Raw genomic sequence first — 25,747 nt, forward strand, 5'->3', positions numbered from 1 at the left:
GGGAAAAACCGCCGATAGGAGTGCCCCTCGCCCCGTTCACGGGGAGAGGATGCCGGCAGGCAGGTGAGGGGCAGCGCTGCCGCCGCGATTTTGGGCGACGCATTCAAACCGAGCGCGATTGCGTCACCCAGGCATTCCACAATCCGACTCCACCTTGACAACTATCACCTTTTGTTCTTTATTTGTTCCATCTATCAGCAACTGCGGATGTGCGGTCGATGGAAACGACAGCCACCATCCTGCATGCCGATCTCGACGCTTTCTACGCCTCGGTCGAGCAGTTGCTCGATCCGTCGCTGCGCGGCAAGCCGATCGCGGTGGGCGGCGGCGTCGTGCTCGCCGCTTCCTATGAGGCGCGCGCCTTTGGCGTGCGCGGCGGCATGCCGGGGCGCAAGGCGCGCGAACTCTGCCCGCATTTGATCTTCGTCGGCGGCAATTTCAGCCATTACCAGCGGCTAGGCGACGCGGCGATCAGGGTCCTCGACGATTTTACCCCGGTGGTCGAGCGCATCTCCATCGACGAGGCCTTTGCCGATGTCGCCGGCTGCACGCATCTGTTCGGCTCGCCGCAGGAGATCGCGACAACCATCCGCCGCCGCGTGCAGGCCGAACTCGGCCTGCCGATCTCGATCGGCGTGGCGCGCACCAAGCATCTGGCCAAGATCGCCTCCCAGGTGGCAAAACCCGACGGGCTGGTGGTGGTCGACCCCCGCAGCGAGCTCGCTTTCCTGCACGACCTGCCGGTCGGGCTGATGTGGGGCGTCGGCCCGGCGACCAGGGCGAGGCTGGCGGAAATCGGCGTCGAGACCATCGGCCAGCTGGCCAGGACGCACAGCGGCGCGCTGACACGGCTGCTCGGTCCCGCCGCCGGCGAAAAGCTCGCCGCCTTGTCATGGAACCGCGACCCGCGAAAGCTCGAAACGCATAGCCGCGCGCATTCGGCCGGCGCCCAATCGGCGCTGGGCCAAAAACCCGCCATGGCGCGGATCATCACACCCACTCTGCTGCATCTGGCCGACCGCGTCGCCAGCCGGCTGCGCGCCAAGGCGCGGCCCGGCCGCACGGTGACGGTACGCGTGCGCTTTGCCGATCTCAGCGCCGTCACGCGCTCGATCACGCTTGACCAGCCGATCTCGGCGACCGCGATGCTGGCCGAGATCGCCGGCGATCTGGTGCGCGGCGTCCTCGCCGACAACCCCCACGAAAGAACGATCTCGCTGCTGGCGATCTCGGTGTCGTATCTTGAGGAAAGCTTCGAGCTGCAGCTCGAACTGCCGCTCGGCCTCGCCGACGAGAAACGCCGGCCGGGCACCCGAAAAGGCCTGGCACGCTTCGACGCCGACCGCGCCATCGACAAGATCCGCGAACGCTTTGGCAAACAGGCGGTGGGCTACGGCACGGTGGCACTGGAGGCCGCGCGCTCCGTGCCCGACGAATTCAGGGAGCTGGCGGAGAAGGAGCTTTGAGGCCAGGGCAAGGCTATGGGCCGGTACGCGAGTAGCGATGGACCCGGATGCCACTAGAGCTTGTCCCGTGCCAGGGCTCGCAGGCTATGCCGTCATGGTCGGCATCGTGAGTCGGCCAATAGCCAGGTTCGCCCCTATGCGCAGAGGCGAGGCCAACGGCACGGGCGGCAGTGCAGTTCGGGAATGCCGCAAGGTGCCTCAGCACCGAGAGAGATGTATCAAACCGAATGCCGATGAAGCCATAGATGATATAGCCCGACAACAGAATGAACGGCGCAAACAAGGCCACCCATCTCAGCCTGCCAAGGCGGCGACGGTGATAGGGTGAAGGCCGTCGCAAGAATGGCAGGAGCATTCCCCGCCAACTCCCCGGTTGGAGTGCCCGAACCAGACTAGCGTCACCCAGGTACAGTAGCAATAACGGTCATCTCCGAACGGTTTCCTGCGTTTAGAGCGCGGCTATTGGATAGCGAAACGCCAGTTCTATGCCTCGCCGTCCCAGTACCGCCTCACCGCTCCCATGTCGAAAATGCCGTCGCGCCGGCGCAAGGCGTCGACCGCCATCTTGTTGGAATCGGGATAGACGCAGACCTCGTTGGGATTTTTCTCGCCGATCATCAGATAGCGGCACGGTTCCGTACCGCTGTTGAGGAAGGAATGCCCGACCGCCAGGCCGGCGGGAAAGCAGACATAATCGCCGGCCTTCATCTCGTGACGCTCCTCGCCAAGCAGCAGCGTCACCTGCCCTTCCAGGATCAGCGCGTGCTCCTCTTCGAGCATGTGGTAGTGCCTGGGCGCCAGGCGCATGCCGGGGGCCGGCGCCTCGATCAGCATGCCGACATGATAGTCTGGTCGTCCCAAAGCCGCATAGGTCAGATGCCTGGACCGGCCGCCGAACCGCGGGCCTTCGCCCTCGACCTTCCATTCGACGGCATCGCTGGCGACAGGCGGGATCGGCACGGCTGGGGGTTTGGTGATACCGGGCATCACATCCGACGGCAGCGGATCGCCGGCGGCAAGGCCGGTGTTCTCGCCGTCCCAGTAAGTTCGGGTTGCCGAGAGGTCGAAGATCGCGCGCCTGCCCAGCGCCCGCACCAGGACCTTGTTGGAGGCGGTATAGACGACCACGTCATTCGGGTTGCGCTCGCCGACGATGACATAGCGGCACGGCGCGTCGCCGGTGTTGATGAGGCAATGCCCCGCCGCAGCACCAGCCGGAAAGCAGATGTAGTCGCCGGCCTTCATGGCGTAGGCAGCGTCGCCGACATAAGCGGTCAGCATCCCTTCGAGGATGAAGACATGCTCTTCCTCGAAAATATGGTAATGCGCCGGCGACGTCTGCTTGCCCGGCGGCAGTTCCTCGATCGCCACGCCGACATGGTGGTTTTCGCCGAGGGCGGCCTGCGACAGATGCCGGTAGCGCACACCGAAGCGCGGCACATCGGACCATTCCGTCCATGGCACGCTGTCCGATGCGAATGGCACGGGCGCTTTATCGTCTGCCATAGGGCCTCCCTGGTCCTGTCCCCCTGCCCTCGTCGCACTGCCATGCTGCTAGAGGATCCACGACAGGACAAAGCTGCCAGCTTCCGGCTAAACCGCCAAGCGGTGTTCGCGACGCTCCTGACAAAGCCAGACAGGAATCGCTCGCTTCAACCCCTGATCGCCTTGCTGGCCTGCTGCAGCAGCTCGAATGCCGCGAAGCGCTTGGCGTGCCAGCCGGCCAGCGTGGCATCGGGATGATAGACCTCGCCGAGTTCCGACATGCCGGCCATCGCCCCCGTCAGATCCTTGTAGGCACCGGCGGCGACCGCGCCCAGCATCGCCGAGCCGAGCAGCACCGGTTCCGGCGAGGTCGAGGCCACCACCACCATGCCTGTGGTATCTGCAAGCAGCTGGCGCACCAGCGGGCTTTGGCCGGCGCCGCCGCTGACGACGATGGTGTCGACGGGAATGCCCTTGTCATGCTCGGCCCGCACGATCTGGCGCGCGCCATAGCCCAGCCCGCAGACCCCGGCGACATAGAGCCCGACCAGGCTGTCGAGGCTGGTGTCGAGATCGAGCCCGGCGATCAGCGCTCGCGCGTCCGGGTCGGCGAAAGGTGCGCGGTTGCCGAGAAACTCCGGCACCACATGGATACCGCCGACCAGCGCCGGCGTCGCTGCGGCCCCGTTGCGGCCTTGCGCCTGCAATGACAGCCAGGCGCTGAGGCTGAGCCCCTCGGCTTGCGCCTTGGCGGTCGCTTCGCCAGCCGCGGGATGCATGCGCACCAGATGGTCGATAGCAGCACCGGCTGCCGACTGGCCGCCCTCGTTCAGCCACAGGCCCGGCACCATGGCCGAGAAATACGGACCCCAGACGCCGTCGACGAAGGCCGGCACCGCGGTCGACGACATGGTGCAGGCCGAGGTGCCGAAAACATAGGCCATGCGCGACAGAACGCTGCCGAACTCGCCGCGCGCACCGACCGTACCGACGCCACCGGCATGCGCATCGATCAGGCCGGCCGCTACCGCGATGCCGGGGACGAGGCCAAGGTCCGCAGCCGCCTGCGCGGTCAGCCCGCTGCCAAGTGCGGCACCCGCCGGCACGATCTGCGTGCCGATGCGCGCGAATGCCTCGTCGGCCAGGCTCCCTAGTCCGATGGTGCGGAAATAGGCCTCGTCCCAGCGGCTTTCATGCGCCAGATAGGTCCATTTGCAAGTCACCGTGCAGACCGAGCGGGCAAGGCTGCCGGTCGCCCGCCAGGTGAGGAAATCGGGGAGGTCCATGAACTGCCAGGCGGCGTTGAACGTGTCGGGCAGGTCTTCGGCCAGCCAAAGGAGTTTCGGCGTTTCCATCTCCGGCGATATGACGCCGCCGACATAGTTCAGCACCGCCTCGCCGCTGCGGTTGATGCGGCGCGTCTGCTCGACCGCGCGGTGATCCATCCAGACGATGATGTTGCGTTCCGAATTGCCGGATCTGCTCACCGGCAGCGGCACGCCGCCCTCGCCCAGCACCACCAGCGAACAAGTGGCGTCGAACCCGATGCCGGCGATCGCCTCGGGCGCCACGCCCGATTGAGCGACCGCTTCCCGCGTGGCCGCGCACACCGCCCGCCAGATGTCGTTGCTCGACTGCTCGACAATGTCGCCGGCCTCGCGCCAGACCTCGATATCGCGCTTGGCAGAGGCGAGCATGTTTCCAGTGTGGTCGAACACCCCGGCCCGCGCGCTGCCGGTGCCGACGTCGATGCCGAGATAATGGGGCATGTGAAACCTTCGGTTTGGCGAGTAGCGAGTAGCGAGTAGCGAGTAGCGAGTAGCGAGTAGGTAGGTCGTTGGATTCTTCCCTATTCGCTACTCCCTATTCCCTATTCGCTTAGAGATCATTGCTCTGCGGCAAAATCACCAGATCGCGGATCGTCACGTTGCGCGGGCGGGTCAGCATGAACATCACCGCTTCGGCCACTTCGCGCGGCTGCATCAGGCCACCGGCGGCGAGTTCTTCCTCGAGCTTGGCCTTCGGCCAGTCGTCGACCAGCGCCGTCACCACCGGGCCGGGCGCCACCGCACCGACGCGCAGGCCGTGCTTGGCGACCTGCCGGCGCACCGTGTGGACGAAGGCCTGCACGGCGTGCTTGGAGGCCGTGTAGATCGGCTCCCAGACCACCGGAACCAGTCCGGCGATCGAACTGGTGACGATGACGTCGCCCGTCTTGCGCTCGATCATGTGCGGCAGCACCGCCTGGATCGAGCGGAAGCAGGCATTGATGTTGAGGTTGAGCATCCGGTCCCAGGCGTCGGGATCGCCGGTCGCCACCTCGCCGCCGACATAGGCGCCGGCATTGGCATGGAAGATGTCGAGCTGGCCGGCCTTCTCCAGAATCTGCGGCATCATGGTGGCGACGCTGGCCGGCTGCATCAGGTCGATGACCAGCGGGATCGCCTTGGGGCCGAGTTCGGCGCAGAGCTTGTTCAGCGTCGCCTCGGCGCGGTCGACCAGCACCACGGTGGCGCCGGACGCCAGCATGTGCCTGGCGCATTCGAGGCCGATGCCTGATGCCGCGCCGGTGACGGCGGCAACTTTTCCGGACAGTTTTTCGCTCATGTCTTGCTTCCTGTTGATGGGTTCAGGCCCGGCCATGGGAGACACGCGAGCGGCGTGCCAGCGAGTCGACGATGACCGCGATGGCAAGCACGGCGCCGGTGATCATGTACCGAAGCGACGAGGACAGATCGAGCAGCGTCAGGCCGCTGGCGATCGACTGGATGACGATGATGCCGAGCAGCGCCGAATACGCACTGCCGCGACCGCCGAACAGGCTGGTACCGCCTATGACGGCCGCCGCGATGGCGTTGAGGTTGACGTCGCCGGTGCCGGCCTGCTGGCTGGCCGAGGCCAGGCGGGCCGCCGACAGCACGCCGCCGAAAGCGGCCAGCATCGAGCACAGCACGAAGGCGCTCGAATAGATCAGCCGCACATTGATGCCGGCGCGCCTTGCCGCCTCGCGGTTGCCGCCGACCGCCGACATCGAGCGGCCCCATTTGGTCCGCGTCAGCGCGTAATGCATTGATATGACCAGGCCGACGAACAGGCCGAACATCCACGGAATGCCGCGCGCCTGGTTGAGATAGAAGACGATGAGTTCGAGGATGACCGTGATCACGACCGCGCGCGTGACGAGCCCGCCGGTCGACGGCGCCGACAGGTTGGCGGCGCGGCGGCGCGCGACAGTGCGCAGGCCGGTGACCAGCATGACGATACCGGGCACGGCCGCCAGAGCGAACGAGACGAACTTCGGCATCATCAGCAGCTGGCCGAAATTCACCAGGTTCGAGCCGTAGGGCAGATTGATCGAGCCGGTCGAGCCGAGAATGTAGAGCTGCAGGCCAAGCACCGCCAGCAGACCGGCCAGCGTCGAGACGAAGCTCGGCATGCCCAGCCGGTTGAACAGCAGCGCGTAGAGTGCGCCGATAAAGCCGCCGACGGCGACAGCGGCCAGAATGGCGAGCGCCACCGGCCAGCCCTGGTTGACCCACAGCGTACCGACCATAGCCGAGGCAAAGCCGCTGATCGAACCGACAGACAGGTCGATTTCGCCGACCATCAAAACGCAGACGATGCCGAGCGCGATGACTCCCACGGTGGAGCAATCGAACAGCAGATTGACCAGATTGCTTGATGACAAGAAGATCGGGTTGATGCTGGCAAACACCGTCCAGATGATGACCAGCCCGACGATGACGGGCAGCGAGCCGAGATCGCCTGAGCGGACCCGGTCGAAGAACCTGCGGATGGCGCCGCCGATCCCCGCCTCGTGCTTGACGCGCACATCGGCGCGGTCGAGCTGCGGCGGCACGGGGGCGGCCTGTTCGGCTTCGCGGCTCATGGGCGTGGCTCCTGGGTTTGGTCTTGCCTGGCCTGTCTCCGCTCGGCGCGCCGCGATACCGAATTGTTCGACGCGCCGGTGATGGCGCTGACCAGTTCCTGGTTCGAGGCATCGGGGGTGAAGATGCCGTTGTTGCGGCCAAGCCGCAGCACGACGATGCGGTCGGCGACGGCGCGCACGTCTTCCATATTGTGGCTGATGATGACGACGCCGAGGCCGCGGTCGCGCACGCGCTCGATCAGGTTGAGCACTTCCGCCGTCTGCGCCACGCCGAGCGCCGCCGTCGGCTCGTCGAGCAGGATGAGCTTGGGTTCGAGCAGCAGCGAGCGGGCGATCGCCACCGTCTGGCGTTGGCCGCCCGACAACGAAGCGACCACTTCGCGCACGCTTGGGATACGCGCCGATAGCTCGTTGAGCAGCGTCCAGGCGCGCACTTCCATCGCCACCTCGTCCAGCCGCAGCGGGTTGAGCTCACGGCCGAGAAAGATGTTGGCGACGATGTCGAGGTTCTCGCACAGCGCCAGATCCTGGAACACGGTGGCTATGCCGAGCGTCAGCGCCGCACTCGGATCTGCAAGCGTCACCTGTTGGCCGCGATAATTGATGGTGCCCGAACTCGGCTGATGCACGCCGGCCAGGATCTTGACCAGGGTCGACTTGCCGGCGCCATTGTCGCCGACCAGCGCCACCACCTCGCCAGCATGGACATCGAGATCGATGTCGGTGAGCGCCGAAACGGCGCCGAAATTCTTCGAAACGCCGCGCAGGCTGAGCACCAGCTCGCCTGCCGGAACCGGTTCGTCCGGGGTATCGATCATGCCAGGAAGCCTTTCAAAACCGGTTCAAATGTCGGATGAGCGCTGCCTGGCCACCGCACGGTGGCCAGGCAGCGGAGCGGGCAAGGGTCGCGGTCAGTTCCCGATGCCCAGCTTCTTGCAGCCTTCCGCGTAACGATCGACGCAGAGTTCGGCCGCGGTGTTGATCTTCTTGTCGATGATCTCGGCCTTCAGGTTTTCCTGCGTCACCACGGCCGGCGTGAACAGCTGCGAGGGCGTGTCGTACAGCGTCATCTCGGCCTTCGGCGTCTCGCCCGAAAGCAGCTTGATGGCGATGTTGGCGGCGGCCGCCGCCACGATCTCGCTCGGCTTGGAGATGGTGTTGTACTGGTCGCCGGCGATGATCAGCTGCAGTGCCGCGATCGTCGCGTCATTGCCGGTCACCGGCGGCACCGGATCGACGCCGGCCGCCTTGAAGGCCGCGATGGCGCCGCCGCCGGTGCCGTCATTGGCCGCAACCACGCCGAGGATTTTTGGTCCGAAGCGGGTGATCTGGCCGCCGGCCCATTGCTGCGCCTTCGGCGGCGCCCATTCCGGCGTGTCGTATTCGGCCAGGATCTTGTAGCCACTGTTGTCGAGGCCGGCATGGATGCCCTTCTTAATCAGGCCGGCCGCCGCGTCGGTCGGCGAGCCGTTGATCTGCAGCACACCGCCGCTGGCCGGATCGACCTTCAGCGCCTTCAGGTGCTCGACCAGCGAGTCGGCGATGGCCTTGCCGATGCCTTCATTGTTGAACGACACATAGAAATCGGCCGGCGCTGTCGGGATCGGCCGGTCATAGGCGATGACCTTGATGCCCTGGCTCTGCGCCAGCTTGACCAGCGAGGCGGCGGCGGTCGAGTCGACCGGGTCGAGCACGATCGCCTTGGCGCCCTGCGAGATCACCGAGTTGAACTGCTGCTGCTGGCGCGAGGCGTCGGCATCGGCGTTCTGGTAGAGCACCTTGCAGCCCGGGCACAGCTTCTTCATCTCGGCGGCGAAGCCGGGATAATCATGCTGCTCGTAGCGGGTCGAGGCCTGGTCGGGCATCAGGAAGGCCACGGTGGCGTCGGTGACTTCGGCGGCCATGGCGGTGCCAGCCAGCAGCGACAGCGCAAGGGCTGCCATGCCGGCGGACTTGCCAGCGGACTTCAATGAAGATGAAAGTTTGGTCATTCGGTCTTCTCCGTTTCTGGATATGGTTGTAAGAAGGTCGTTGACTGCTTTGGTGTGGAGACACGCCTCCGCCCTCGCCCCAAACTGCAATTGGGAATTAGGGTCCGGCGCCGGCCTTTCGAGTCCGCGCCTACATCCTCCGCTAAGCGGAGGAAATTTGAGACAAGTGTGCTCCATCGCGAACCGCTCCACGCGGCTCACGTCGTCATGCAAAAGAAAAATTCCTCCCTTGGTTCCTCCCTGGCTCCTCCGTTAAGCGGCTTTTCCCGCGTTGATGTTGTCGGCCAGCAGGCGCCTGAAGCGCGAGGGCGGCATGCCCTTCTCCGCCAGGAACTGCCGGTTGAAATTGGACAGATTGTTGAAGCCGACCTCGTAGCAAATGTCGGTGATCGAGGCCTGCTCGTCGCTCATCAGGATCTGGCAGGCGAGGTTGATGCGCAGCCGCTTCACATACTGCACCAGCGACATGCCCGTGTGACGGCGAAACGAGCGCGAGAACGCACCGGTCGACTGGCCGGCGATGGCGGCGAGATCCGCCTCGTCGAACAACTGCGTCAGGTTCTCCCTGATATAGGCGAGCGCCTTGTTCATGCCGGCGGTCATGTAGCCGGAGGGATCGGGCCGGTAGCTGGCGCTGGCCAAAAGCTGGAATTCCTGGGCGCGGCTGAGCAGGCCGGCGATCATCATGAACAGTTCGATGCGGCGCACGCCTTGCGCCTGCATCATCTCTTCCATCAGCGGCGCCAGCGCCTTGCTGGTGCGGCTGGAAAACAGCACGCCGCGCCGCGACGCCTCGAGCAGAGCCGCAAGTCCCGCCAACTCCGGCAGCACATGCATGGCATCGCCGATGAAACTTTCGGAAAACTGAATGATGCGGCCGCGCAGCGGGATCGAACTGTCCCTAGGGATATCGCTGACCCAATTGTGCGGCAGGTTCGGTCCGGTCAGCACCAGATTGCCCGGCTCGAACTCGCCGATGAAGTCGCCGACGAAATAGCGGCCGTTGGTGAAGATCACCTGATGCAGTTCATATTCGGGATGGAAGTGCCAGCGCACCGTGTGGAAGGGGTAGCCGTGCGACCACGCCTTGAAGGACTCACCGCGTCGTATCTGGACAACTTCCAGGTCCGGTTCCATGTCCGTTTCCTCCCGGGCCGGCACGGATATCTGCCGCGTTCGGCCTAATTCCCTAACCCGGCCGAATTGGTTTCGGCTCTGCATTTCAAGAGCCAAGGTACCGGCTCATGACAACAGGCGCCACCACGATTCAAGACAACGGATGATACTTTTTTAACCGGGAGGCGGCGCTCAGAAGCGCTATTCGGGCAGAACAGGTCAGTCTTGCTGACGCGTTCGCTCAATTGACCAACGAGGATGCCGCCCGCCCGGAAAGGAATTCCGGCGTCTCCGTGGTCGCCTGGCCTATCGCAAGAACAGCGTGTTCAGGCGCTGTTGCAGCGCCGTCATCGTCAGTTCACCTCGTGCGCAGCGCACCACCGGCCGCCGTCGCGAGCGGCGAAACCATCTCCGGCACCAATATGTCGTGGCGGCGCGCGAAGCTGACCAGCGTGGCCCGCACCGTCTCCGAATCAATCTCGCCGACGATGCCCTCCTTGCAAGCGTTGAGTGCGACGGCATGGGCGCCGTTGCGGCCGGCGCTCGGCCAGTCCTGCAGCAGTGCGTAAGCTTCCATCACGCTGTCGATCTTCCTCGGAAAGCCCATTCCGACCAGAAGGGTGACCGGTTCCTCAAATTGCCCGCGATTCATGGCTTGTGCCTCCTCTCGATTGTGCCTGTAGCGGGCCGAGCACCGGGAGCGCGGCCCGCCGCGGATAGGTGAATGGACTGGCCGATTCCCGTTCAACCGCTGCCGGCGGATACCTCGGATGTTGCCGACACTTGCTGCGCGGCAAGGAACATCAGTGCCGACGCCGCGGTTCGCCGGTTCCAGCCGGCAGCTTCAGCCATGTCGAGCAGCCCTGCCAGCAGCGGCTTCAGCACGTTCCTGCATTCTGTTTCATAGGCCAGGAATTCCTTCGCTTGGTGCGTAGGAGCCGGTACGGATCCGAGGCCAGCCATTGCATCCATCTTTACCTCCAATTTCTCTTCGGATGACGCCCGCTCCCCGCCAGGGAAGCGGGCGGATTGGCCGTGACCTCAGAAGTCCATACTGGCGCCGGCGGGCATTGCCGGGGCGGCGGCTTCCTTCTTCGGCTTCTCGGCCACCATCGCCTCCGTGGTCACCAGCAGGCCGGCGACCGATGCCGCGTCCTGGAGAGCGGTGCGCACCACCTTGGCCGGGTCGATGACGCCCTGGCCGTAGAGATCGCCGAATTCGTTGGTCTGGGCGTTCCAGCCCCAGCCGAATTCGCTTTTCTCGCGCAGCTTGCCGACGATGATCGAGCCTTCGGCGCCGGCATTCTCGGCGATCTGCCGGACCGGCGTTTCGATGGCACGGCGCACGATATCGACGCCAGTCTTCTGGTCCGCATTGTCGGTCTGCACGGCATCGAGCGCCTTGGCTGCCCGCAGCAGCGCGACACCGCCGCCAGGCAGCACGCCCTCCTCGACGGCCGCGCGGGTCGCATGCAGCGCATCGTCGACGCGGTCCTTACGCTCCTTGACCTCGACCTCGGTCGAGCCGCCGACCCGGATCACCGCAACGCCGCCGGCGAGTTTGGCCAGCCGCTCCTGCAACTTCTCGCGGTCGTAGTCGGAGGTGGTCTCCTCGATCTGCGCCTTGATCTGCGCGACACGGCCCTGGATCTCTTCCTTGCGGCCGACACCGTCGACGATGGTGGTGTTTTCCTTCTCGATCACCACTTTCTTGGCGCGGCCCAGCATCTGCAGCGTCACATTTTCCAGCTTGATGCCGAGATCTTCCGAGATCGCGGTGCCGCCGGTGAGAATGGCGATGTCTTCCAGCATGGCCTTGCGGCGGTCGCCGAAGCCCGGCGCCTTGACGGCCGCGACCTTGAGGCCGCCGCGCAGCTTGTTGACGACCAGCGTCGCCAGCGCCTCGCCTTCCACATCCTCGGCGATGATCAAGAGCGGCTTGCCCGACTGCACCACGGCTTCAAGCACGGGCAGCATCGCTTGCAGGTTGGAGAGCTTCTTCTCGTGGATCAGCACATAAGGCTCATCGAGTTCGACGCGCATCTTGTCCTGGTTGGTGATGAAATAGGGCGAGAGATAGCCGCGGTCGAACTGCATGCCTTCCACGACTTCGAGTTCGGTCTCGGCGGTCTTGGCCTCCTCCACCGTGATGACACCTTCATTGCCGACCTTCTCCATTGCCTCGGCGAGGAAACGGCCGATCTCGGCATCGCCATTGGCGGAGATGGTGCCTACCTGCGCGATCTCGTCGTTTCGGGTGACCTTGCGGGCATTGGTCTTCAGTTCGGCGACCACCGCATCGACCGCCTTGTCGATGCCGCGCTTCAAATCCATCGGGTTCATGCCCGAGGCAACCGCCTTGGCCCCTTCCCTGACGATCGCCTGTGCAAGCACCGTTGCGGTCGTCGTGCCGTCGCCGGCAAGGTCGTTGGTCTTGGAAGCCACTTCGCGCACCATCTGGGCGCCCATATTCTCGAACTTGTCTTCAAGCTCGATTTCCTTGGCCACGGTGACGCCGTCCTTGGTGATGCGCGGAGCGCCGAACGACTTGTCGATGACGACATTGCGCCCCTTGGGACCGAGCGTCACCTTTACCGCATTGGCAAGGATATCGACGCCGCGCAGCATCTTCTCGCGCGCTTCGGTATGGAATTTCACTTCTTTGGCAGCCATTGGATCACTCCTTTATCTAGGCAGCATTCGTTGACTGGATGGATACGAAGAAGCCGTCAGGCGGCCTTCTTCACTTCGGCGATCTCATCGATGACACCCATCACGTCGCTTTCCTTCATGATGAGCAGGTCCTCGCCGTCGAGTTTGATTTCGGTGCCGGACCATTTGCCGAACAGGATGCGGTCGCCGACCTTGACATCGAGTTCGACAAGCTTGCCGCTGTCGTCGCGCGCGCCGGGACCGACGGCGAGCACTTCACCTTCCTGCGGTTTTTCCTTTGCGGTATCGGGGATGATGATGCCGCCGGAGGTCTTCTCCTCGGCTTCAAGGCGGCGGACCAGAATACGGTCATGCAATGGACGGAACGCCATGTCGTTCTCCTCGTGGACAAACAGGTTTTTGAGGTTCCTCCGCACCGAACCGGCAATATCGGACCGGTGCGGAACGCCCCGACCCTTCGTCAGGCATCGCGGCGCATATCCAGCTAGTTTTGCCGTTTTTCGGTTTCAAGAGACCGGCGAAAAAATTTTCCATTCGACCAGAAAGGGCGCCAACGCACTGTTATGGCGCGGCTATTTTCGGAACCCCCGAGCTTCTCGCGACGTTGTTTGAAGAGGAACCGATCGTCCCCGGCATGGCATCGGGCGAGTTCAATACGGACGTCGCGGGCTGGAGGCCTGAACGGAGAGAGAAGGAGAAAGACATGGCCGATACGGTCAGCAGCGAATTCCGCCTGCAAATGGAAGGTTATGGCCTGACGACGGCCGAAATCCACTATCACCTGCCTGATCATCCGAGCCTGCTTCAGCTCTATGTCTGGCAGGACTATGATCTCGCTCCGGCCTTTCCCGAACTCAAGGGCTTTCTCCAATATTGGGAGCGCGAACTCGACGGTCCGCTGCACTCGGTCCGCGTTGCTCATCACGGGCTCATCCGGCCTTCGGAGTGGCGAGCCGTCGAGGGCATCATCACGGTCCACTAGAGGTCTTTGGGACGGACTCCGCTCCTGCTTCGCCCCCGGAGCGACGACGTTGGAGCAGGCTCTTGCCGGCCCCACGCAGCGCCAACAATCTCCGCTCCAAGATTTCCAATTTCCATGTTGTAAAACGATCCTGCCGCGCTAGCCTGAAACCAGATGCGAGGTGGGGAAGAGGAATGGAGCTTCAGCTCAACGGCAAGGTGGCGCTGGTCACCGGCTCGACGCAAGGCATCGGCCGCGCCATCGCCGAGACGCTGGCGCGCTGCGGCGCCGGCGGCCTGCTCGTCACCGGGCGCGAGAAGACCCGCGGCGATGCCGTGGCGGAAGAGCTTTCGCGGCTCGGCACGCCGACGGTCTTCGTCGCCGCGGACCTCGCCGACCCGGCGGCCCCTGCCCTTTTGGCGCAAGCCTGCATCGAGCGCTTCGGCCGCATCGATGCGCTGGTCAACGCCGCAGGGCTGACCGACCGGGCCTCGTTCCTCGACGCCGATCTCGATGGCTGGGCCTCGCTGTTCGCGGTCAACGCGCGGGCACCGTTCTTCCTTATGCAGGCGGCCATCGCCGACATGAAGAAGCGTGGCCAGGGCGGCGCCATCGTCAACATCCTGTCGATCAACGCCCATTGCGGCTCGCCGGAACTCGCCGTCTATTCCGCCAGCAAGGGCGCGCTGGCCACGCTGACCAAAAACGCCGCCAACGCCCATCGCTTCGATCGCATCCGCGTCAACGGCATCAATGTCGGCTGGACCGACACGCCGGCCGAACGTGTCATGCAGGCCGACACGCTGGGCAACGGGCCGGGCTGGCTCGATGCCGCCAACGCCTCGCAACCCTTCGGCCGCCTGTTCTCGACGAGCGACATCGCCAACCTCGCCGTCTTCCTGCTTTCGGATGCTGCCGGGCCGATGACCGGCACGCTCGTCGACCAGGAACAGTGGGTGATCGGGGCGAACCGGTGAGCGCCATCGAAACGCATGCGCCCTGCATGACGCATTTCGCGTCGGCACCGTTGCCGTCAGAAGTTGGTCGCGATGAGGGTGACTGAAAAAGCCTATCGCCCCATTCGCTCAAAGCACCCGCGCCGCCTCACAGCGCCAGGCTCCCCTGCTCCACCTCCTCGGCATTCGGATCTCCCGGTGCGGTGGCCCAGGCCAATTCGACCAGCGTCACGGTGCGCCGGCCTGTCCCGTCGAGTTGGCAGACGATGAGCCCCTGCTCCTCGATATAAGTCAAGAGGCGCCGGGCGCGGCGCAGCGAGTGCGAGCCGTAGGCGCGGGCGATCGCGGCGTCGCTCGGGCACGGCCAGCCCTCTTTCGCCGCACGGGCGATCATCATGAACACGCCCTGCATGTCGTCGGGCAGCAGCGACGCGCGGACGGAAACGTCCCGCCACGCGTCATCCTGCGTCGTCTCGGAACCAAGGCCGGCACGGGCGCGCGTCAGCATGCGGCGGAACTCCGGCAGGTCCGGCACGACCGAGGCCAGGCCTTCGATGCGGCAGCGGACCACGAACTCCTGATAGAGCACGCCGATCACGCGAAAACCGGCGTCGGGTTGCGCCAGGATGGCGCGCAGCACACGGTCGACGCGCTCACGACGCTCGGCCAGATCCTCGGCGCTGATTTGCGGCTCCGCCGGCTCGGGGCGCATTTCCAGTGCCGCCGATTTGGCCGCCATCAGTTGGTCGAGCAGGTCCGGCGACGCCGGGCGGCGCGGCGTGCGCACCGTCTCGGGTGGCGGCGCCGCCAGGATGATCGCGCGTGCGTCTTCCAGCGCGGATTCCGGCATTGCCATGAGCCGCGGCGTGCCGTTGCGCGGGCTGGTGTCGGTCGGGCCGATGCGCAGCCCCAGCGGACGGCGCGACAGCGCCGGACCGAGCGCCATGAACTGCCCGCGTTCCAGATCACGGAACGCTTCCGCCTGGCGTCTCTCCATGCCCAAAAGATCGGCGGCACGCGCCATGTCGATATCGAGGAAGGTGCGGCCCATGAGGAAATTGGACGCCTCGGCTGCGACGTTCTTGGCGAGCTTGGCCAGCCGCTGGGTGGCAATGATGCCGGCCAGCCCGCGCTTGCGGCCACGACACATCAAATTGGTCATGGCGCCGAGCGAGAGCTTTCGCGCTTCGTCCGACACCTCTCCGGCCACCGCCGGCGCGAACAGCTGCGCCTCGTCCACCACCACCAGCATCGGGTACCAGTGGTCACGGGCGACCTCGAACAGTCCGCCGAGGAAGGCGGCCGCACGTCGCATCTGGTTCTCGGCGTCGAGTCCTTCGAGATTGAGCACGGTGGAGACGCGATGCATGCGCGCCCGCTCGCCGGCCGCCTGCAGGCCGCGCTCGGTATGCTGCTCGGCATCGATCACCAGATGGCCGTAACGATCGCCCAGCGAGACGAAGTCGCCCTCGGGATCGATGATGGTCTGCTGCACCCAGGGTGCGCTCTGCTCCAGCAGGCGCCGCAGCAGATGCGACTTGCCGGAGCCTGAATTGCCCTGCACCAAAAGGCGAGTCGCGAGCAGTTCCTCAAGATCCAGCTTCGCCGGGGCGCCCGCGGTCGTCTGTCCCATCTCGATCGCAACGGTCATCTCGACTCAGGCGCTCCTTTCGCAGACGGGCTTATCAACTGGGTCACAGCCCGTCGAGCGTGCATGACCGCCTGCGGCGTGTTGCGCACAACTGTGCAGGCACCGCCTGGAGGGGTCATCAGCCGATGCCTGGCGCAAACTTTGGGTTGACCCCTTCGGACCACGAGGCGACACTCCACCCAACGCTACGAGTGCGAGGAGGAATGCGATGGACGAGCCCGAACGGTGGCGCCACATGTCGACGGCCCCGAAGGATGGCAGCCGCATCCTGGTCACGGTGCGTCCGTCCGAACAGGGACCGGCGGAAGTAGACCTTGCCTATTGGTCGCGTGCTGACCAGTTCGCCTCGGAAGGCTGGCGCGCGTCGGACTCCTCGCCCGGGCGCGTCATCGAATATGCCGACCCGGAACTGAAGTGCTGGATGCCGTTGCCGACGGCTAACCTCAGCCGCGCGTCCATGCCAGCGCCCTGGGAAGGCGAAGACGCCCAGCAGCTGGATGGGTCCGGGATTTAAGCGCGCGGAGAGGCCGGAGATTGGCCAATCTCCCCCTCGTGCGGGAGATTGGCAGCTTCGCGGTCGGCAGTCCTCAGAACAGGAACGCGGCCGTGGCGGGGTTGGGCCCGTTGCGGCCTTCGGGCGAATCCATGCCGCGGATCGTCTGCAGGTCCTGGGCATCCAGTTCAAAATCGAAGACATCGAAATTGGCGGCGATGCGATCCCTGCGGATCGACTTTGGAATGACGATCAGCCCCTCTTGGAGATGCCAGCGGACGATCGCCTGGGCGACGGACTTGCCATGTTTCTTGGCGATGCCTGCAATGGTCGGATCGCCGAGCAGCCGGCCGCTGCCCAACGGGCTCCAGCTTTCGATACGGATGTCGTGCTTGGCGTGAAAGTCCCTGACACCGCGCTGCTGGAACTGGGGATGCAGCTCGATCTGGTTGACGACGGGCGTCACGCCGGTCTCCGCGATGATCCGCTCCAGATGGTCCTGGTTGAAGTTCGAAACGCCGATCGACTTGATGCGGCCGGCCTGCCGGAGTTCGACCAGCATCTTCCAGGCCTCGACATATTTGTCCTGGCTGGGCACAGGCCAGTGGATCAGGAACAGGTCGATCTGTTCGACGCCGAGCTTCTCCATCGTCTCGTCGAAGGCGCGCAAAGCCGCGTCGCGCTGGTGCGCGCCGTTGCGCAGTTTCGAGGTGATGAACAGCTCGGCCCGCGGCACGCCCGCGCTGCGGATCGCCTCTCCGACCCCTTCCTCGTTCTGATAGCCTTCGGCGGTGTCGATCAGGCGATAGCCGGCCTCGATGCCCCAACCCACCACGTCGGCTGTGATGTCTTGGTCGACCTGCCACACACCGAGGCCGAGCTGGGGAATGGCGGAGCGGTCGTTCAATGCAATCTGTTCGGGCATGATGGGCTGTTCAGGCACGGGGAATCCTTTGCAAAGCGGGTCCGGGCGGTCTGCCCGGTGCACAGCCTATCTAGGTCCGACAGGATGCGACGACCAGCCGACAGCGGACAAATTGCCGTGTGAAGTGCGCCTGCAAGTGTGACTTCGGCGTCAGCCGCATCCTCACCGCGGCCGGCGCACCGCCCTCACCACCCCGGCGGATGTGCTGCCGCAATAGAGGCGGTCGCCGCCATCGGATTCCAGCCCCGACACGCCCATGCCGGCCGGCATGTCGAGCTTCTCGAGAACCTTGCCTGATCGCGGGTCGACGCGGCGCAGGTCGCTCTGGTCGCCTTCCCAGGTGGCGTGCCACAGCTCGCCCTCGACCCATGTTACCCCGGTGACGAAGCGGTTGGATTCGATGGTGCGCAGGATCGCCCCTGTCTCCGGGTCGATCTGGTGGATCTTGCGTTCGCGATATTGCCCCACCCAGAGCGTCCCTTCGGCCCAGGTCAGCCCGGAATCGCCGCCGCCGCCCGGCGCCGGAATGGTCGCCAGCACCTGGCCGGTATCAGGGTCGATCTTCTGTATCAGGTCGTCGGCAAGCTGGAAGAAGTGCTGGCCGTCCCAGGCGGTGCCGGCATGCGCCGCAACGTCGATCGAGCGCAGCGCTTGGCCGTTTTCCGGATCGAAGGCGTTCAGCTTCTCGCCCGAGGCGAACCAGACATTGTTGCCGTCAAAACTCACCCCATGCACCCTCTCCACATCGGCAAAGGGTCCGTATTCGCGCAGGATCTCGGCTGCTGACTGTTTCATGTCTTTCTCCTCGATGGTGGTCCCAAGGTGTGTCGAGATTCAGGTCAGGCCGAGTCGAAAATGGCTGATACCGAGAACCGGAGCGGAGCGTACTTTTCGTACATGAGCACAGTTCTACCGAGACGCGGTAGAACGGGGAAGCGCAGGTATCAGCCATTTGCAGGACCGCCTCACCTGAATATCAACACACCTTAACCACTCGGCAGTGGCGCCGGGAGTAACAAGGTGGTCGTGAATCCCGCCACCGGCGGCGTCATCCAGCGGCGCGCCCGGCCGTGACCGAAAAACTGCACCTTGCCGGCCTCGCCAAGCTGCTCGAGCGACCGTTGCACACTGCGTTGGCCGGTGCCAAGCGCCAGCGCCAACGCCGAACTCGCCCAGGATTCACCATCGGCAAGGAAAGCCAGGACCGCCGCGTGCCGCTCCTCGATCGGCCGCGCCAGCACCAGCACCTCGCGTGCCTGGCGCGGCGCCAGCGCGAAGCCCTGGCTGGTCGCGCCGATGTCGGCCAGCCCGCGCAATTCGGTGCGCAGCCGGCCGATCTCGACCCGCAGCCGCGCCCGGTGCGATTCATCGGCGTGCCTGCCGCCGAAGGCTTCAGCGATCAGCCTCGCCCTCGACACATCGCCTGGCCACGCTTCGGCGAGCGTACGCGCCAGCGCAAACAGCACCGGGCGCGTTGCCAGCGAGACCGTCTTCTCCTGTTGGCGCACGACGTAGCGAAAGCTATCGACCAGCAGCGCCGGCGACGCCTGCAACGCCTCGACGTCCTCAAGCAGCAACGGGCGCTGCTCGCCAGCCGCGATCAGCCGCGCCGCCGGCGTATCCAGCGCCAGGAATGCACGGTCGACTTCAGCGATGAGCCCCACGATGCCGGCCTGGCGGGCGGCGTGGCGTGCCCACTCCAACGCCCTGCGCGCCCGCTTCGTCTTGAGGCGCCGCATCGCGATGCCGGCGACGGCCAGCTCGTGGGCGGCGCGCGAGGCCGGCGGAAGCGGCATCGGATCGAGCCCGCCCAGCACGTCTTCGGCCTCGTCGAGACGGCCGATCAATAGCAGGCGGCGCACCTTGAGGTGGCCGGCATGCGCTGCGTTCAGCCGGTCGCCATGCTTTTCCAGCGTCGCCCGCGCCGCATCCAAAGCCTTGGCCGGCCAGCCGAGATCCCGTGAGACCAGCGCAATCTCGGCCTCGGCAACAACGCATCTGGCACGCGCTACCGCTTCTTTCGGGCCGAAGCCACGCGCGGCCCGCCGCAGCAGCGCCTTGGCGCGATCAAGATCGCCAAGTTGCGCCATGGCGATGCCGCGCAGCGCCAGCGCCGGCGGATCCTCGCGCAGGGCGACGCGATCCAGCGCGCCGAGCGGATCGCCTCCGGCCAGCGCCAGCGCCGCGGCGGTGATCAGCGAATCCATTCAAATCCCGTCACACTTGTAACTCCCACCCTTGTGCGTCGCCGCCCTAACTTAAATCCGTACCATGAACCGGCAAGCCGCATCGGCCAACTCTATCGGCAACGTGCGGCACGCCAAGGGAGAACCGACAATGCCAACCGACACTCCTCTCCATGACGCGGCCGAAGGCACCGTGAGGATGCGCCACCCCTGCTGCGACGGGGCGGCTCCTGCAAATCCCGTCACACTTGTAACTCCCACCCCCGCGCTTCACCGCCCTATTCTGGCTGACAGCAAGCGACAACAGACTGGCAAAGGAGACGACCAATGACCAAGCACATCGCAATGAAGACCCCGCCGATCGTTTCGAGGCAGGACTGGGAAGCCGCCCGCGAACAGATGCTGGTGAAGGAAAAGGCAACGCTACGGGCCAAGGACGCATTGGCCGCCGAGCGCCGGCGCATGCCGTGGATGGAAGTCGACAAGGCCTATGTGTTCGAGGGGCCGAACGGCAGAGCGAGCCTGCTCGATCTGTTCGAAGGCCGCCGCCAGCTGATCGTCTACCGCGCCTTTTTCGAGCCCGGCGTGCATGGCTGGCCCGATCATGCCTGCCGCGGCTGTTCGCTGGGCGCCGACCAGGTCGGCCACCTCGCCCATCTCAACGCCCGCAACACCACGCTTGCCTACGCTTCGCGTGCCCCGCAAGCCGACATTGCGCGGCTGAAGCAGCGGATGGGCTGGCAGATGCCCTGGTACACAATCACTGACAGTTTCGACAAGGACTTCGGCGTCGACGAATGGCACGGCCACAACGTCTTCATCCATGACGGCGACCGCATCTTCCGCACCTATCTCATCAACAGCCGCGGCGACGAGGCGATGGGCACCGTCTGGAGCTATCTCGACGCGACGCCGCTCGGCCGCCAGGAAATCTGGGAAGACTCGCCCGAAGGCTATCCGCAGACCCCCCTCTACTCCTGGTGGAACTGGCACGACAATTACGACGCCGGGGCCGACAAGAAATGGGAAGAAGTCTCTGCTGCCGGCGAGGCGGCGTTCAGGGACAAGGGCGAGCAGTAACGGTTGTCCCGCTTGGGTTCCTCTCCCCATTCCGTGGAGAGAGGAACCTGTCGTGGCTGGCATGAAGGATTAAGGCGATGAGCGATATCCACACAGGTGCCGGCAGCACGATCCCGGAAGCCGCCACCCTCGGGCTGGCCGACTGGCTTTGCCTTGCCGCGGCACCGACTTTCGCCGTGATGGCGCTGCTCACCTGCATCTTCAGCGGCGATGCGGCCATGCAGTGCATGGGCATCGACGCCTCGCCCCTCACGGGCATGGCCGCGATGTATCTGCTGATGAGCGCCTTTCATCTGGCGCCCTGGCTGCGGGTGATCTCAGGCCGGCAGGCCCGCTAGGCGCAGCGCGCCATTGCAATTCCAGACACCCCACACATCGGAGAAGACAATGAGACTGGTCAGGCTGAGAGCGCCGGGCGGCTTGGGCAATCTCGACCTGGTCGAGGAAAATTCGCCCCAGCCAGGGCCGGGCGAGGTTCTGGTCAGGATCCGGGCCTGCGCGTTGAACATGCGCGACGACTTTGCCGTGCAAGGCAAGATGCCTCTCGCCGACGGCCGCGTTCCGCTCTCCGACGGCGCCGGCGAAGTGATTGCCCTCGGCGACGGTGTCGATGCACTCAAGCCCGGAGACAGTGTCGTCAGCGTCTTCTATCCCTGGTGGCTGGGCAGTGACATGACGCCCTGCACCCGGCGCGATATTCCGGGAGACAGTTTCGACGGCTTCGCCAGCGAGTATGTCTGCATGCCGGCGCACGCTTTCACCAAGGCACCGGCAGGCTATACGCATGTCGAGGCGGCGTCGCTCACCTGCACGGGCGTTACGGCCTGGCGCGGCCTGGTTGTGTGCGGCAAGGTGAAGCCGGGCGACGCGGTGCTGGTCCTCGGTTCGGGCAGCGTATCGCTGTTCGCGCTGCAATTCGCCAAAGCCGCCGGCGCCCGGGTCATCGCCACCTCATCCGACGAGCAGAAGCTGGAGCGGCTCAAGCGCCTCGGAGCCGACGCCGTCATCAACTACAAGTCCGTCCCGGACTGGGGTCGCAAGGCCAGGGATCTGACGGGCGGACGCGGTGTCGATCACGTGATCGAGGTCGGCGGACCCGCCACGCTGGCGCAGTCCATTGCGGCCTGCAGAACGGGCGGTCACATCGCCCTGGTCGGCGTCCTGACCGGTTTTGCGGCGGAAGTGTCTATCCCTGCCCTGTTTTCCAACCAGATCCGCATCAGCGGCATTTCCATCGGCAGCCGGGCCGACCAGGAGGATATGATCCGGGCGATAGAGACTATCAGGCTGAAGCCCGTCATAGACCGCCATTTTCCGCTGCAGGACATCGCCACCGCCTTCGCGCATTACGAAACGCAAAAGCATTTCGGCAAGGTCTGCCTCGACGTTTGAGCGGCCTCCGCCAGCAGCACGATGAAGGGGACCTTCGGGTCCGCGCCTTCGTCTTGATCCTGCCTAGGTCGCGATGTCGTTGACCGGCAGCAGGGGCTTGGGAAGATCGGCCTCGCCGAGCCCGCTGCGCAACTCGATCTCGATGTCGCGGCATATCTGCGAGATCGGGACGTCGTTGGCGTTGCCCTCGAACGGGTTGGCGCTGCTTTCGCCGACCTGGTCGAGGGACATGTAGGCCCAGCCCAGCAGCGTGCTGAACGGGATCGTCAACCAGATCGCGATCGACCCGAGCGCCCCACCCAATTTGCCCATATCGGCAAAGACGGGAACGACCCCGAACGGCAACAGCGTGCAGAAGATCATCACGAACATCGAACTGACGATGGCGTATTGCCGAGGATAGGGATTGTTCTTGATGCGATCGCAGCGCGCCTGCTGGTCATGGAAGTCGCGGATCAGCTTGGTCAGTTCGCCATAGATCTGAGGAGGGAGCTTTGTGTCCTTGAACAGCGCATTGACCTGGGCAGATTGCCGTTCGAGCAGGGCGATCGCCGGCTGGGGCGATTTCAGGACGTCCTCGGCCTGTTCGGCGAGCAGCGGACGCAATTCGTCGGCGATCGAGCTCGCATCCTCATGGATGCGGTAGCGCCGCCGGTATTCGATATTGGCGGCCCGCGCCATGGATTCCCATGGCATTGGCCGGCGCAGGGAAAAACGCAACGCCGTCATCCAGGCGATGTGGCGATAGATGAGCTGTCTGGCCGTCGGCGCGTCGAGGAAATCCCTGCAGAAATGGGACCACAACCGGCTGCTGGCCGTAATTTGCGTAAAAGCCTGCAGCGCGTCGCTGCTGCGGGTGAACACCTGCGAATTCTTGAACCCGGCAACGAGTGACACGGTGGTACCAAGCACCAGCACCACCGACCATGGCACCGAAAACCCGGCGATGCCTGGAAGACGGTAGGCCGCCACGGCCAGTCCACTCACCACCACCATGTAGATGACGCTGCGCCGCGACCACAGCGCGAAATCCACTATTTTGTAGGAACGGCCTACATACATTGGGTCCCCTCAATTTATCGACAGGTGTGGTTTTGCACGGGCGGAATCTCGTCGCCTCATTGTGCCTTTGCAGCCCCGAACCGCAACCCGTCCATCAACAGCTTGACCAGCCGGCGGGAGCGGTCGCGCCATTCGGGGGTGTCGGGCGCTGAGTAGATGCCGCCCAGCGCGTGCAGCACGTCGGAAGCGTCGACGTCGCCGCGGATGGTGCCGTCGGCCACCGCCGCTTCGACCAGCTGTCGCAAGGCTTGCGACACCCGGCCGAACGTGTCGGAAAACAGCGTCGAATTGGTGGTGAGCACGATGCGCAGGCTGGTCGCCAGGCCGCGCTTGGTTGCGATGTAGTCGACGAAGCGCTGCATCCACTGTTCCAGCGCGACATCGGACGGATGTTTCTGGGCAAGCTCGCCGGCGGCCGCGCACAGCGCCTCCACCTCGCGGCGATAGACCACCTCGACCAGATGCTCGCGCGTCGGGAAATGCCGGTAGAGCGTGCCGATGCCGACGCCGGCGCGGCGCGCGATCTCCTCCAGCGAGCCATCGATGCCGCGCTCGGCAAAGACCGACACCGCCACCTCGACCAGCCGGTCGCGGTTGCGCCGCGCATCGGCGCGCAACGGCTTTGCGTCTACGGCCCCGGCCTTCTGTTCAGCAATGGCGGACGGCTCGCTGGCCAATTTTTTCTCCACATCGTGTCAGGGGGCTTGAACCCGGCCGGTTCAGCCACCACGTATTAAACGGAGGCGCCTCCGTTTTAGTGGAGCACCTTTATCATATAATCAGGGGAACCGGTATGTCACGTCTTTCGAACACGCAAGCCGACATCTCCCCTGCCCGCCTGCCTCTCGGGAGATCCGCTGCCATCTCCGCTTTCGCCGTCAAGACCTGACCGAACGGTTACCTTGCCCTTCCGCGGCAAGGCACCAGTTCAATCCCATCCGCGTCAAGCAACTGGAGCCAGACGCCCATGACCAGCCTTCCCATCACCCTCACCATCAACGGCCACCGACACGAACTGGAGGTCGATCCACGCGTAACCCTGCTCGACCTGCTGCGCGAGCGGCTCGATCTCACCGGCACCAAGAAGGGCTGCGACCGCGGCCAGTGCGGCGCCTGCACGGTGCTGGTCGACGGCAAGCGCATCAACTCATGCCTGGCGCTGGCGGTCAGCCATGACGGCGCCCAAGTCTTGACCATCGAAGGCGTCGCCCACGGCGAGGAACTGCATCCTGTGCAGGCCGCCTTCATCGCCCATGACGGCTTCCAGTGCGGGTTCTGCACACCCGGCCAGATCATGAGCACGCTCGGCCTGATCGCCGAGGGCCAGGCCGGCGACGATCCCGAACGCATCCGTGAGGGGCTGAGCGGCAACATATGCCGCTGCGCGGCCTATGGCGGCATCGTCGAGGCCGTCCTGGAAGCCCAGCAACAGCTTGTCAAAGCCGACCGGAGGACCGCGGCATGAGAGATTTCGACTACATCAGGCCCGCCACCATCCCCGACGCCATCGCCGCGGCAGCCGAGCCGGGTTCGGCCTATCTCGCCGGCGGTACCAATCTGCTCGACCTGATGAAGGGCGGCATCACCAGTCCCGAGCGTATCGTCGACATTTCCCGGCTGCCGGAGCTCAACCGCATCGAACGGCTGGACGATGGTGGCCTGCGCATCGGCGCGCTGGTCCGTAATGCCGACCTTGGCTACGATCCGGCGTTCGCCAAATCCTATCCGGCGGTGGCCGAGGCGCTGCTGTCGGGTGCTTCGGCGCAGCTTCGCAACGCCGCCACCGTCGGCGGAAATCTGTTGCAGCGCACGCGCTGCAGCTATTTCTACGACACCGCCAGCGCCTGCAACAGGCGCGAGCCAGGCGCCGGCTGCGATGCGCTGGGCGGCGAGAACCGCCTGCACGCCGTGCTAGGCTGGAGCGACGCCTGCATCGCCACCCACCCGTCGGACTTCTGCGTGCCGCTGGTGGCGCTCGACGCCGTGGTCGAGATCGAGGGCAAGAAGGGCCGGCGTCATGTGACACTGGAGGAATTCCACCGGCTTCCCGGCGAGACGCCGCAGCGGGAGAATGCGCTAGAGCCCGGCGACCTGATCGTGGCGGTGCGCCTGCCGGCGGAGGCGGCCTCCTTCTCCGCCAATGCCCGTTACCTGAAAGTCCGCGAACGCACCTCTTATGCTTTTGCCGTCGTATCGGCCGCGGCAGCGCTCGTCGTCGATGGCGGCAAGATCCGCGCCGCAAGGCTGGCACTGGGCGGCGTCGCGGCCAAGCCGTGGCGAGCCCGAACGGCGGAAGCCGTCCTGCTTGGCGCGGACGCCAGCGAGGCGACCTTCTCCAGCGCCGCGGACGCTGCCTTGGCCGATGCCAGCCCCTCCGGCGACAATGCCTTCAAGATCGAGCTTGCCCGCCGCATCGTGGTC

General features: G+C 65.1%; 27 protein-coding genes. 9 read left to right on the forward strand and 18 right to left on the reverse strand.

All coding sequences use genetic code 11. The features are described 5' to 3' along the window. Window positions 1-218 precede the first annotated feature (218 nt). On the forward strand, window positions 219-1,466 hold the full coding sequence (gene dinB / locus EN749_RS07790) for a DNA polymerase IV (RefSeq protein WP_128362882.1): 1,248 nt from the start codon (window positions 219-221) through the stop codon (window positions 1,464-1,466). A 13-nt stretch (window positions 1,467-1,479) separates the two neighbouring features. Here the strand turns inward: dinB and EN749_RS07795 are convergent, their stop codons facing one another. The 12 genes from EN749_RS07795 to groES form a co-directional block, all read right to left on the reverse strand. Continuing rightward, entirely contained in the window at window positions 1,480-1,821 is a 342-nt protein-coding gene (locus EN749_RS07795) for an excalibur calcium-binding domain-containing protein (protein ID WP_127809828.1), read from the reverse strand. Window positions 1,822-1,949: 128 nt separating this feature from the next. Continuing rightward, window positions 1,950-2,972: a cupin domain-containing protein gene (locus tag EN749_RS07800; protein WP_127398507.1), complete on the reverse strand. Its 1,023-nt coding sequence runs from the start codon at window positions 2,970-2,972 to the stop codon at window positions 1,950-1,952. Between the two features lie 146 nt (window positions 2,973-3,118). Further along, window positions 3,119-4,720: an FGGY-family carbohydrate kinase gene (locus tag EN749_RS07805; RefSeq protein WP_128362883.1), complete on the reverse strand. Its 1,602-nt coding sequence runs from the start codon at window positions 4,718-4,720 to the stop codon at window positions 3,119-3,121. A 109-nt stretch (window positions 4,721-4,829) separates the two neighbouring features. Further along, window positions 4,830-5,558 carry an SDR family oxidoreductase gene (locus EN749_RS07810; RefSeq protein WP_127399316.1) on the reverse strand — a complete coding sequence of 243 codons (729 nt, stop codon included), beginning with the start codon at window positions 5,556-5,558 and terminating at the stop codon, window positions 4,830-4,832. Between the two features lie 22 nt (window positions 5,559-5,580). Further along, a complete protein-coding gene (locus tag EN749_RS07815) occupies window positions 5,581-6,840 on the reverse strand; it encodes a sugar ABC transporter permease (RefSeq protein ID WP_127809826.1) in 1,260 nt (419 codons plus the stop codon). Then, window positions 6,837-7,658, reverse strand: coding sequence for an ATP-binding cassette domain-containing protein (locus EN749_RS07820; protein WP_128362884.1), 822 nt, complete (start codon window positions 7,656-7,658; stop codon window positions 6,837-6,839). Before EN749_RS07820 ends, EN749_RS07815 begins: the two co-directional genes overlap by 4 nt. Before the next feature lie 93 nt (window positions 7,659-7,751). Beyond that, on the reverse strand, window positions 7,752-8,831 hold the full coding sequence (locus tag EN749_RS07825; protein WP_127809824.1) for a sugar ABC transporter substrate-binding protein: 1,080 nt from the start codon (window positions 8,829-8,831) through the stop codon (window positions 7,752-7,754). A gap of 252 nt (window positions 8,832-9,083) precedes the next feature. Further along, on the reverse strand, window positions 9,084-9,968 hold the full coding sequence (locus tag EN749_RS07830; RefSeq protein ID WP_127320456.1) for an AraC family transcriptional regulator: 885 nt from the start codon (window positions 9,966-9,968) through the stop codon (window positions 9,084-9,086). A gap of 337 nt (window positions 9,969-10,305) precedes the next feature. Then, window positions 10,306-10,599, reverse strand: coding sequence for a DUF982 domain-containing protein (locus EN749_RS07835; RefSeq protein WP_127399278.1), 294 nt, complete (start codon window positions 10,597-10,599; stop codon window positions 10,306-10,308). A gap of 92 nt (window positions 10,600-10,691) precedes the next feature. Next, the gene (locus EN749_RS07840; protein WP_013530720.1) at window positions 10,692-10,919 is read right to left on the reverse strand and encodes a hypothetical protein; all 228 of its coding nucleotides are present in this window, start codon (window positions 10,917-10,919) and stop codon (window positions 10,692-10,694) included. A gap of 69 nt (window positions 10,920-10,988) precedes the next feature. Next, entirely contained in the window at window positions 10,989-12,620 is a 1,632-nt protein-coding gene (groL, locus tag EN749_RS07845; RefSeq protein ID WP_127809822.1) for a chaperonin GroEL, read from the reverse strand. A 56-nt stretch (window positions 12,621-12,676) separates the two neighbouring features. Continuing rightward, a complete protein-coding gene (gene groES, locus EN749_RS07850; RefSeq protein ID WP_127255658.1) occupies window positions 12,677-12,991 on the reverse strand; it encodes a co-chaperone GroES in 315 nt (104 codons plus the stop codon). 332 nt (window positions 12,992-13,323) lie between these two features. On the opposite strand from groES, the gene EN749_RS07855 reads away from it, so the two are divergent. Further along, window positions 13,324-13,602, forward strand: a complete 279-nt coding sequence (locus EN749_RS07855; RefSeq protein ID WP_128362885.1) for an usg protein — start codon at window positions 13,324-13,326, stop codon at window positions 13,600-13,602. A 173-nt stretch (window positions 13,603-13,775) separates the two neighbouring features. Beyond that, complete coding sequence (locus tag EN749_RS07860; protein ID WP_127399380.1) at window positions 13,776-14,558, forward strand: SDR family oxidoreductase; 783 nt, start codon at window positions 13,776-13,778, stop codon at window positions 14,556-14,558. A gap of 127 nt (window positions 14,559-14,685) precedes the next feature. Here EN749_RS07860 and EN749_RS07865 read toward each other — a convergent pair whose 3' ends face one another. Next, window positions 14,686-16,188, reverse strand: a complete 1,503-nt coding sequence (locus EN749_RS07865; protein WP_127297074.1) for an ATP-binding protein — start codon at window positions 16,186-16,188, stop codon at window positions 14,686-14,688. A gap of 208 nt (window positions 16,189-16,396) precedes the next feature. On the opposite strand from EN749_RS07865, the gene EN749_RS07870 reads away from it, so the two are divergent. Further along, complete coding sequence (locus EN749_RS07870; protein ID WP_013530714.1) at window positions 16,397-16,702, forward strand: hypothetical protein; 306 nt, start codon at window positions 16,397-16,399, stop codon at window positions 16,700-16,702. Window positions 16,703-16,775: 73 nt separating this feature from the next. Here the strand turns inward: EN749_RS07870 and EN749_RS07875 are convergent, their stop codons facing one another. From EN749_RS07875 to EN749_RS07885, 3 genes are all read right to left on the reverse strand, one after another. Beyond that, window positions 16,776-17,606, reverse strand: a complete 831-nt coding sequence (locus tag EN749_RS07875; protein WP_189367418.1) for an aldo/keto reductase — start codon at window positions 17,604-17,606, stop codon at window positions 16,776-16,778. Window positions 17,607-17,768: 162 nt separating this feature from the next. Next, window positions 17,769-18,401 carry a PQQ-binding-like beta-propeller repeat protein gene (locus EN749_RS07880; protein ID WP_128362887.1) on the reverse strand — a complete coding sequence of 211 codons (633 nt, stop codon included), beginning with the start codon at window positions 18,399-18,401 and terminating at the stop codon, window positions 17,769-17,771. Between the two features lie 191 nt (window positions 18,402-18,592). Further along, window positions 18,593-19,813 carry a helix-turn-helix domain-containing protein gene (locus EN749_RS07885; RefSeq protein ID WP_128362888.1) on the reverse strand — a complete coding sequence of 407 codons (1,221 nt, stop codon included), beginning with the start codon at window positions 19,811-19,813 and terminating at the stop codon, window positions 18,593-18,595. A gap of 306 nt (window positions 19,814-20,119) precedes the next feature. Between EN749_RS07885 and EN749_RS07890 the strand changes: the two genes are divergently transcribed. From EN749_RS07890 to EN749_RS07900, 3 genes are all read left to right on the forward strand, one after another. Beyond that, window positions 20,120-20,872, forward strand: coding sequence for a thioredoxin family protein (locus tag EN749_RS07890; protein ID WP_127267445.1), 753 nt, complete (start codon window positions 20,120-20,122; stop codon window positions 20,870-20,872). Between the two features lie 77 nt (window positions 20,873-20,949). Next, window positions 20,950-21,210: a hypothetical protein gene (locus EN749_RS07895; RefSeq protein WP_127267446.1), complete on the forward strand. Its 261-nt coding sequence runs from the start codon at window positions 20,950-20,952 to the stop codon at window positions 21,208-21,210. 49 nt (window positions 21,211-21,259) lie between these two features. Beyond that, window positions 21,260-22,264, forward strand: coding sequence for an NAD(P)-dependent alcohol dehydrogenase (locus EN749_RS07900; RefSeq protein ID WP_128362889.1), 1,005 nt, complete (start codon window positions 21,260-21,262; stop codon window positions 22,262-22,264). A gap of 63 nt (window positions 22,265-22,327) precedes the next feature. Here EN749_RS07900 and EN749_RS07905 read toward each other — a convergent pair whose 3' ends face one another. Both EN749_RS07905 and EN749_RS07910 read right to left on the reverse strand, forming a co-directional pair. Continuing rightward, entirely contained in the window at window positions 22,328-23,326 is a 999-nt protein-coding gene (locus tag EN749_RS07905; protein ID WP_128362890.1) for a bestrophin family ion channel, read from the reverse strand. Window positions 23,327-23,382: 56 nt separating this feature from the next. After that, the gene (locus tag EN749_RS07910) at window positions 23,383-24,003 is read right to left on the reverse strand and encodes a TetR/AcrR family transcriptional regulator (RefSeq protein ID WP_128362891.1); all 621 of its coding nucleotides are present in this window, start codon (window positions 24,001-24,003) and stop codon (window positions 23,383-23,385) included. A gap of 290 nt (window positions 24,004-24,293) precedes the next feature. Between EN749_RS07910 and EN749_RS07915 the strand changes: the two genes are divergently transcribed. Next, window positions 24,294-24,791 (forward strand): (2Fe-2S)-binding protein, encoded by a 498-nt coding sequence (locus EN749_RS07915; RefSeq protein ID WP_127381618.1) that lies wholly within the window; start codon window positions 24,294-24,296, stop codon window positions 24,789-24,791. Beyond that, window positions 24,788-25,747: xanthine dehydrogenase family protein subunit M (locus tag EN749_RS07920; RefSeq protein ID WP_145990888.1), on the forward strand; the 960-nt coding region annotated here is incomplete at its 3' end. The genes EN749_RS07915 and EN749_RS07920, both read left to right, overlap by 4 nt.

Source organism: Mesorhizobium sp. M7A.F.Ca.ET.027.02.1.1 (genome assembly GCF_004022985.1).
In the GTDB taxonomy this organism is placed as follows: Bacteria; Pseudomonadota; Alphaproteobacteria; order Rhizobiales; family Rhizobiaceae; genus Mesorhizobium.

What these genes read in the sequence shown, in the direction of transcription:
- groES (WP_127255658.1), bottom strand. Translation starts at nt 12,991, where the DNA reads ATGGCGTTCCGTCCATTGCATGACCGTATTCTGGTCCGCCGCCTTGAA.
- EN749_RS07810 (WP_127399316.1), bottom strand. Translation starts at nt 5,558, where the DNA reads ATGAGCGAAAAACTGTCCGGAAAAGTTGCCGCCGTCACCGGCGCGGCA.
- groL (WP_127809822.1), bottom strand. Translation starts at nt 12,620, where the DNA reads ATGGCTGCCAAAGAAGTGAAATTCCATACCGAAGCGCGCGAGAAGATG.
- EN749_RS07860 (WP_127399380.1), top strand. Translation starts at nt 13,776, where the DNA reads ATGGAGCTTCAGCTCAACGGCAAGGTGGCGCTGGTCACCGGCTCGACG.
- EN749_RS07870 (WP_013530714.1), top strand. Translation starts at nt 16,397, where the DNA reads ATGGACGAGCCCGAACGGTGGCGCCACATGTCGACGGCCCCGAAGGAT.
- EN749_RS07905 (WP_128362890.1), bottom strand. Translation starts at nt 23,326, where the DNA reads ATGTATGTAGGCCGTTCCTACAAAATAGTGGATTTCGCGCTGTGGTCG.
- dinB (WP_128362882.1), top strand. Translation starts at nt 219, where the DNA reads ATGGAAACGACAGCCACCATCCTGCATGCCGATCTCGACGCTTTCTAC.
- EN749_RS07900 (WP_128362889.1), top strand. Translation starts at nt 21,260, where the DNA reads ATGAGACTGGTCAGGCTGAGAGCGCCGGGCGGCTTGGGCAATCTCGAC.
- EN749_RS07855 (WP_128362885.1), top strand. Translation starts at nt 13,324, where the DNA reads ATGGCCGATACGGTCAGCAGCGAATTCCGCCTGCAAATGGAAGGTTAT.
- EN749_RS07880 (WP_128362887.1), bottom strand. Translation starts at nt 18,401, where the DNA reads ATGAAACAGTCAGCAGCCGAGATCCTGCGCGAATACGGACCCTTTGCC.
- EN749_RS07885 (WP_128362888.1), bottom strand. Translation starts at nt 19,813, where the DNA reads ATGGATTCGCTGATCACCGCCGCGGCGCTGGCGCTGGCCGGAGGCGAT.
- EN749_RS07795 (WP_127809828.1), bottom strand. Translation starts at nt 1,821, where the DNA reads ATGCTCCTGCCATTCTTGCGACGGCCTTCACCCTATCACCGTCGCCGC.
- EN749_RS07825 (WP_127809824.1), bottom strand. Translation starts at nt 8,831, where the DNA reads ATGACCAAACTTTCATCTTCATTGAAGTCCGCTGGCAAGTCCGCCGGC.
- EN749_RS07890 (WP_127267445.1), top strand. Translation starts at nt 20,120, where the DNA reads ATGACCAAGCACATCGCAATGAAGACCCCGCCGATCGTTTCGAGGCAG.
- EN749_RS07865 (WP_127297074.1), bottom strand. Translation starts at nt 16,188, where the DNA reads ATGACCGTTGCGATCGAGATGGGACAGACGACCGCGGGCGCCCCGGCG.
- EN749_RS07800 (WP_127398507.1), bottom strand. Translation starts at nt 2,972, where the DNA reads ATGGCAGACGATAAAGCGCCCGTGCCATTCGCATCGGACAGCGTGCCA.
- EN749_RS07820 (WP_128362884.1), bottom strand. Translation starts at nt 7,658, where the DNA reads ATGATCGATACCCCGGACGAACCGGTTCCGGCAGGCGAGCTGGTGCTC.
- EN749_RS07830 (WP_127320456.1), bottom strand. Translation starts at nt 9,968, where the DNA reads ATGGAACCGGACCTGGAAGTTGTCCAGATACGACGCGGTGAGTCCTTC.
- EN749_RS07895 (WP_127267446.1), top strand. Translation starts at nt 20,950, where the DNA reads ATGAGCGATATCCACACAGGTGCCGGCAGCACGATCCCGGAAGCCGCC.
- EN749_RS07875 (WP_189367418.1), bottom strand. Translation starts at nt 17,606, where the DNA reads ATGCCCGAACAGATTGCATTGAACGACCGCTCCGCCATTCCCCAGCTC.
- EN749_RS07815 (WP_127809826.1), bottom strand. Translation starts at nt 6,840, where the DNA reads ATGAGCCGCGAAGCCGAACAGGCCGCCCCCGTGCCGCCGCAGCTCGAC.
- EN749_RS07805 (WP_128362883.1), bottom strand. Translation starts at nt 4,720, where the DNA reads ATGCCCCATTATCTCGGCATCGACGTCGGCACCGGCAGCGCGCGGGCC.
- EN749_RS07840 (WP_013530720.1), bottom strand. Translation starts at nt 10,919, where the DNA reads ATGGATGCAATGGCTGGCCTCGGATCCGTACCGGCTCCTACGCACCAA.
- EN749_RS07915 (WP_127381618.1), top strand. Translation starts at nt 24,294, where the DNA reads ATGACCAGCCTTCCCATCACCCTCACCATCAACGGCCACCGACACGAA.
- EN749_RS07835 (WP_127399278.1), bottom strand. Translation starts at nt 10,599, where the DNA reads ATGAATCGCGGGCAATTTGAGGAACCGGTCACCCTTCTGGTCGGAATG.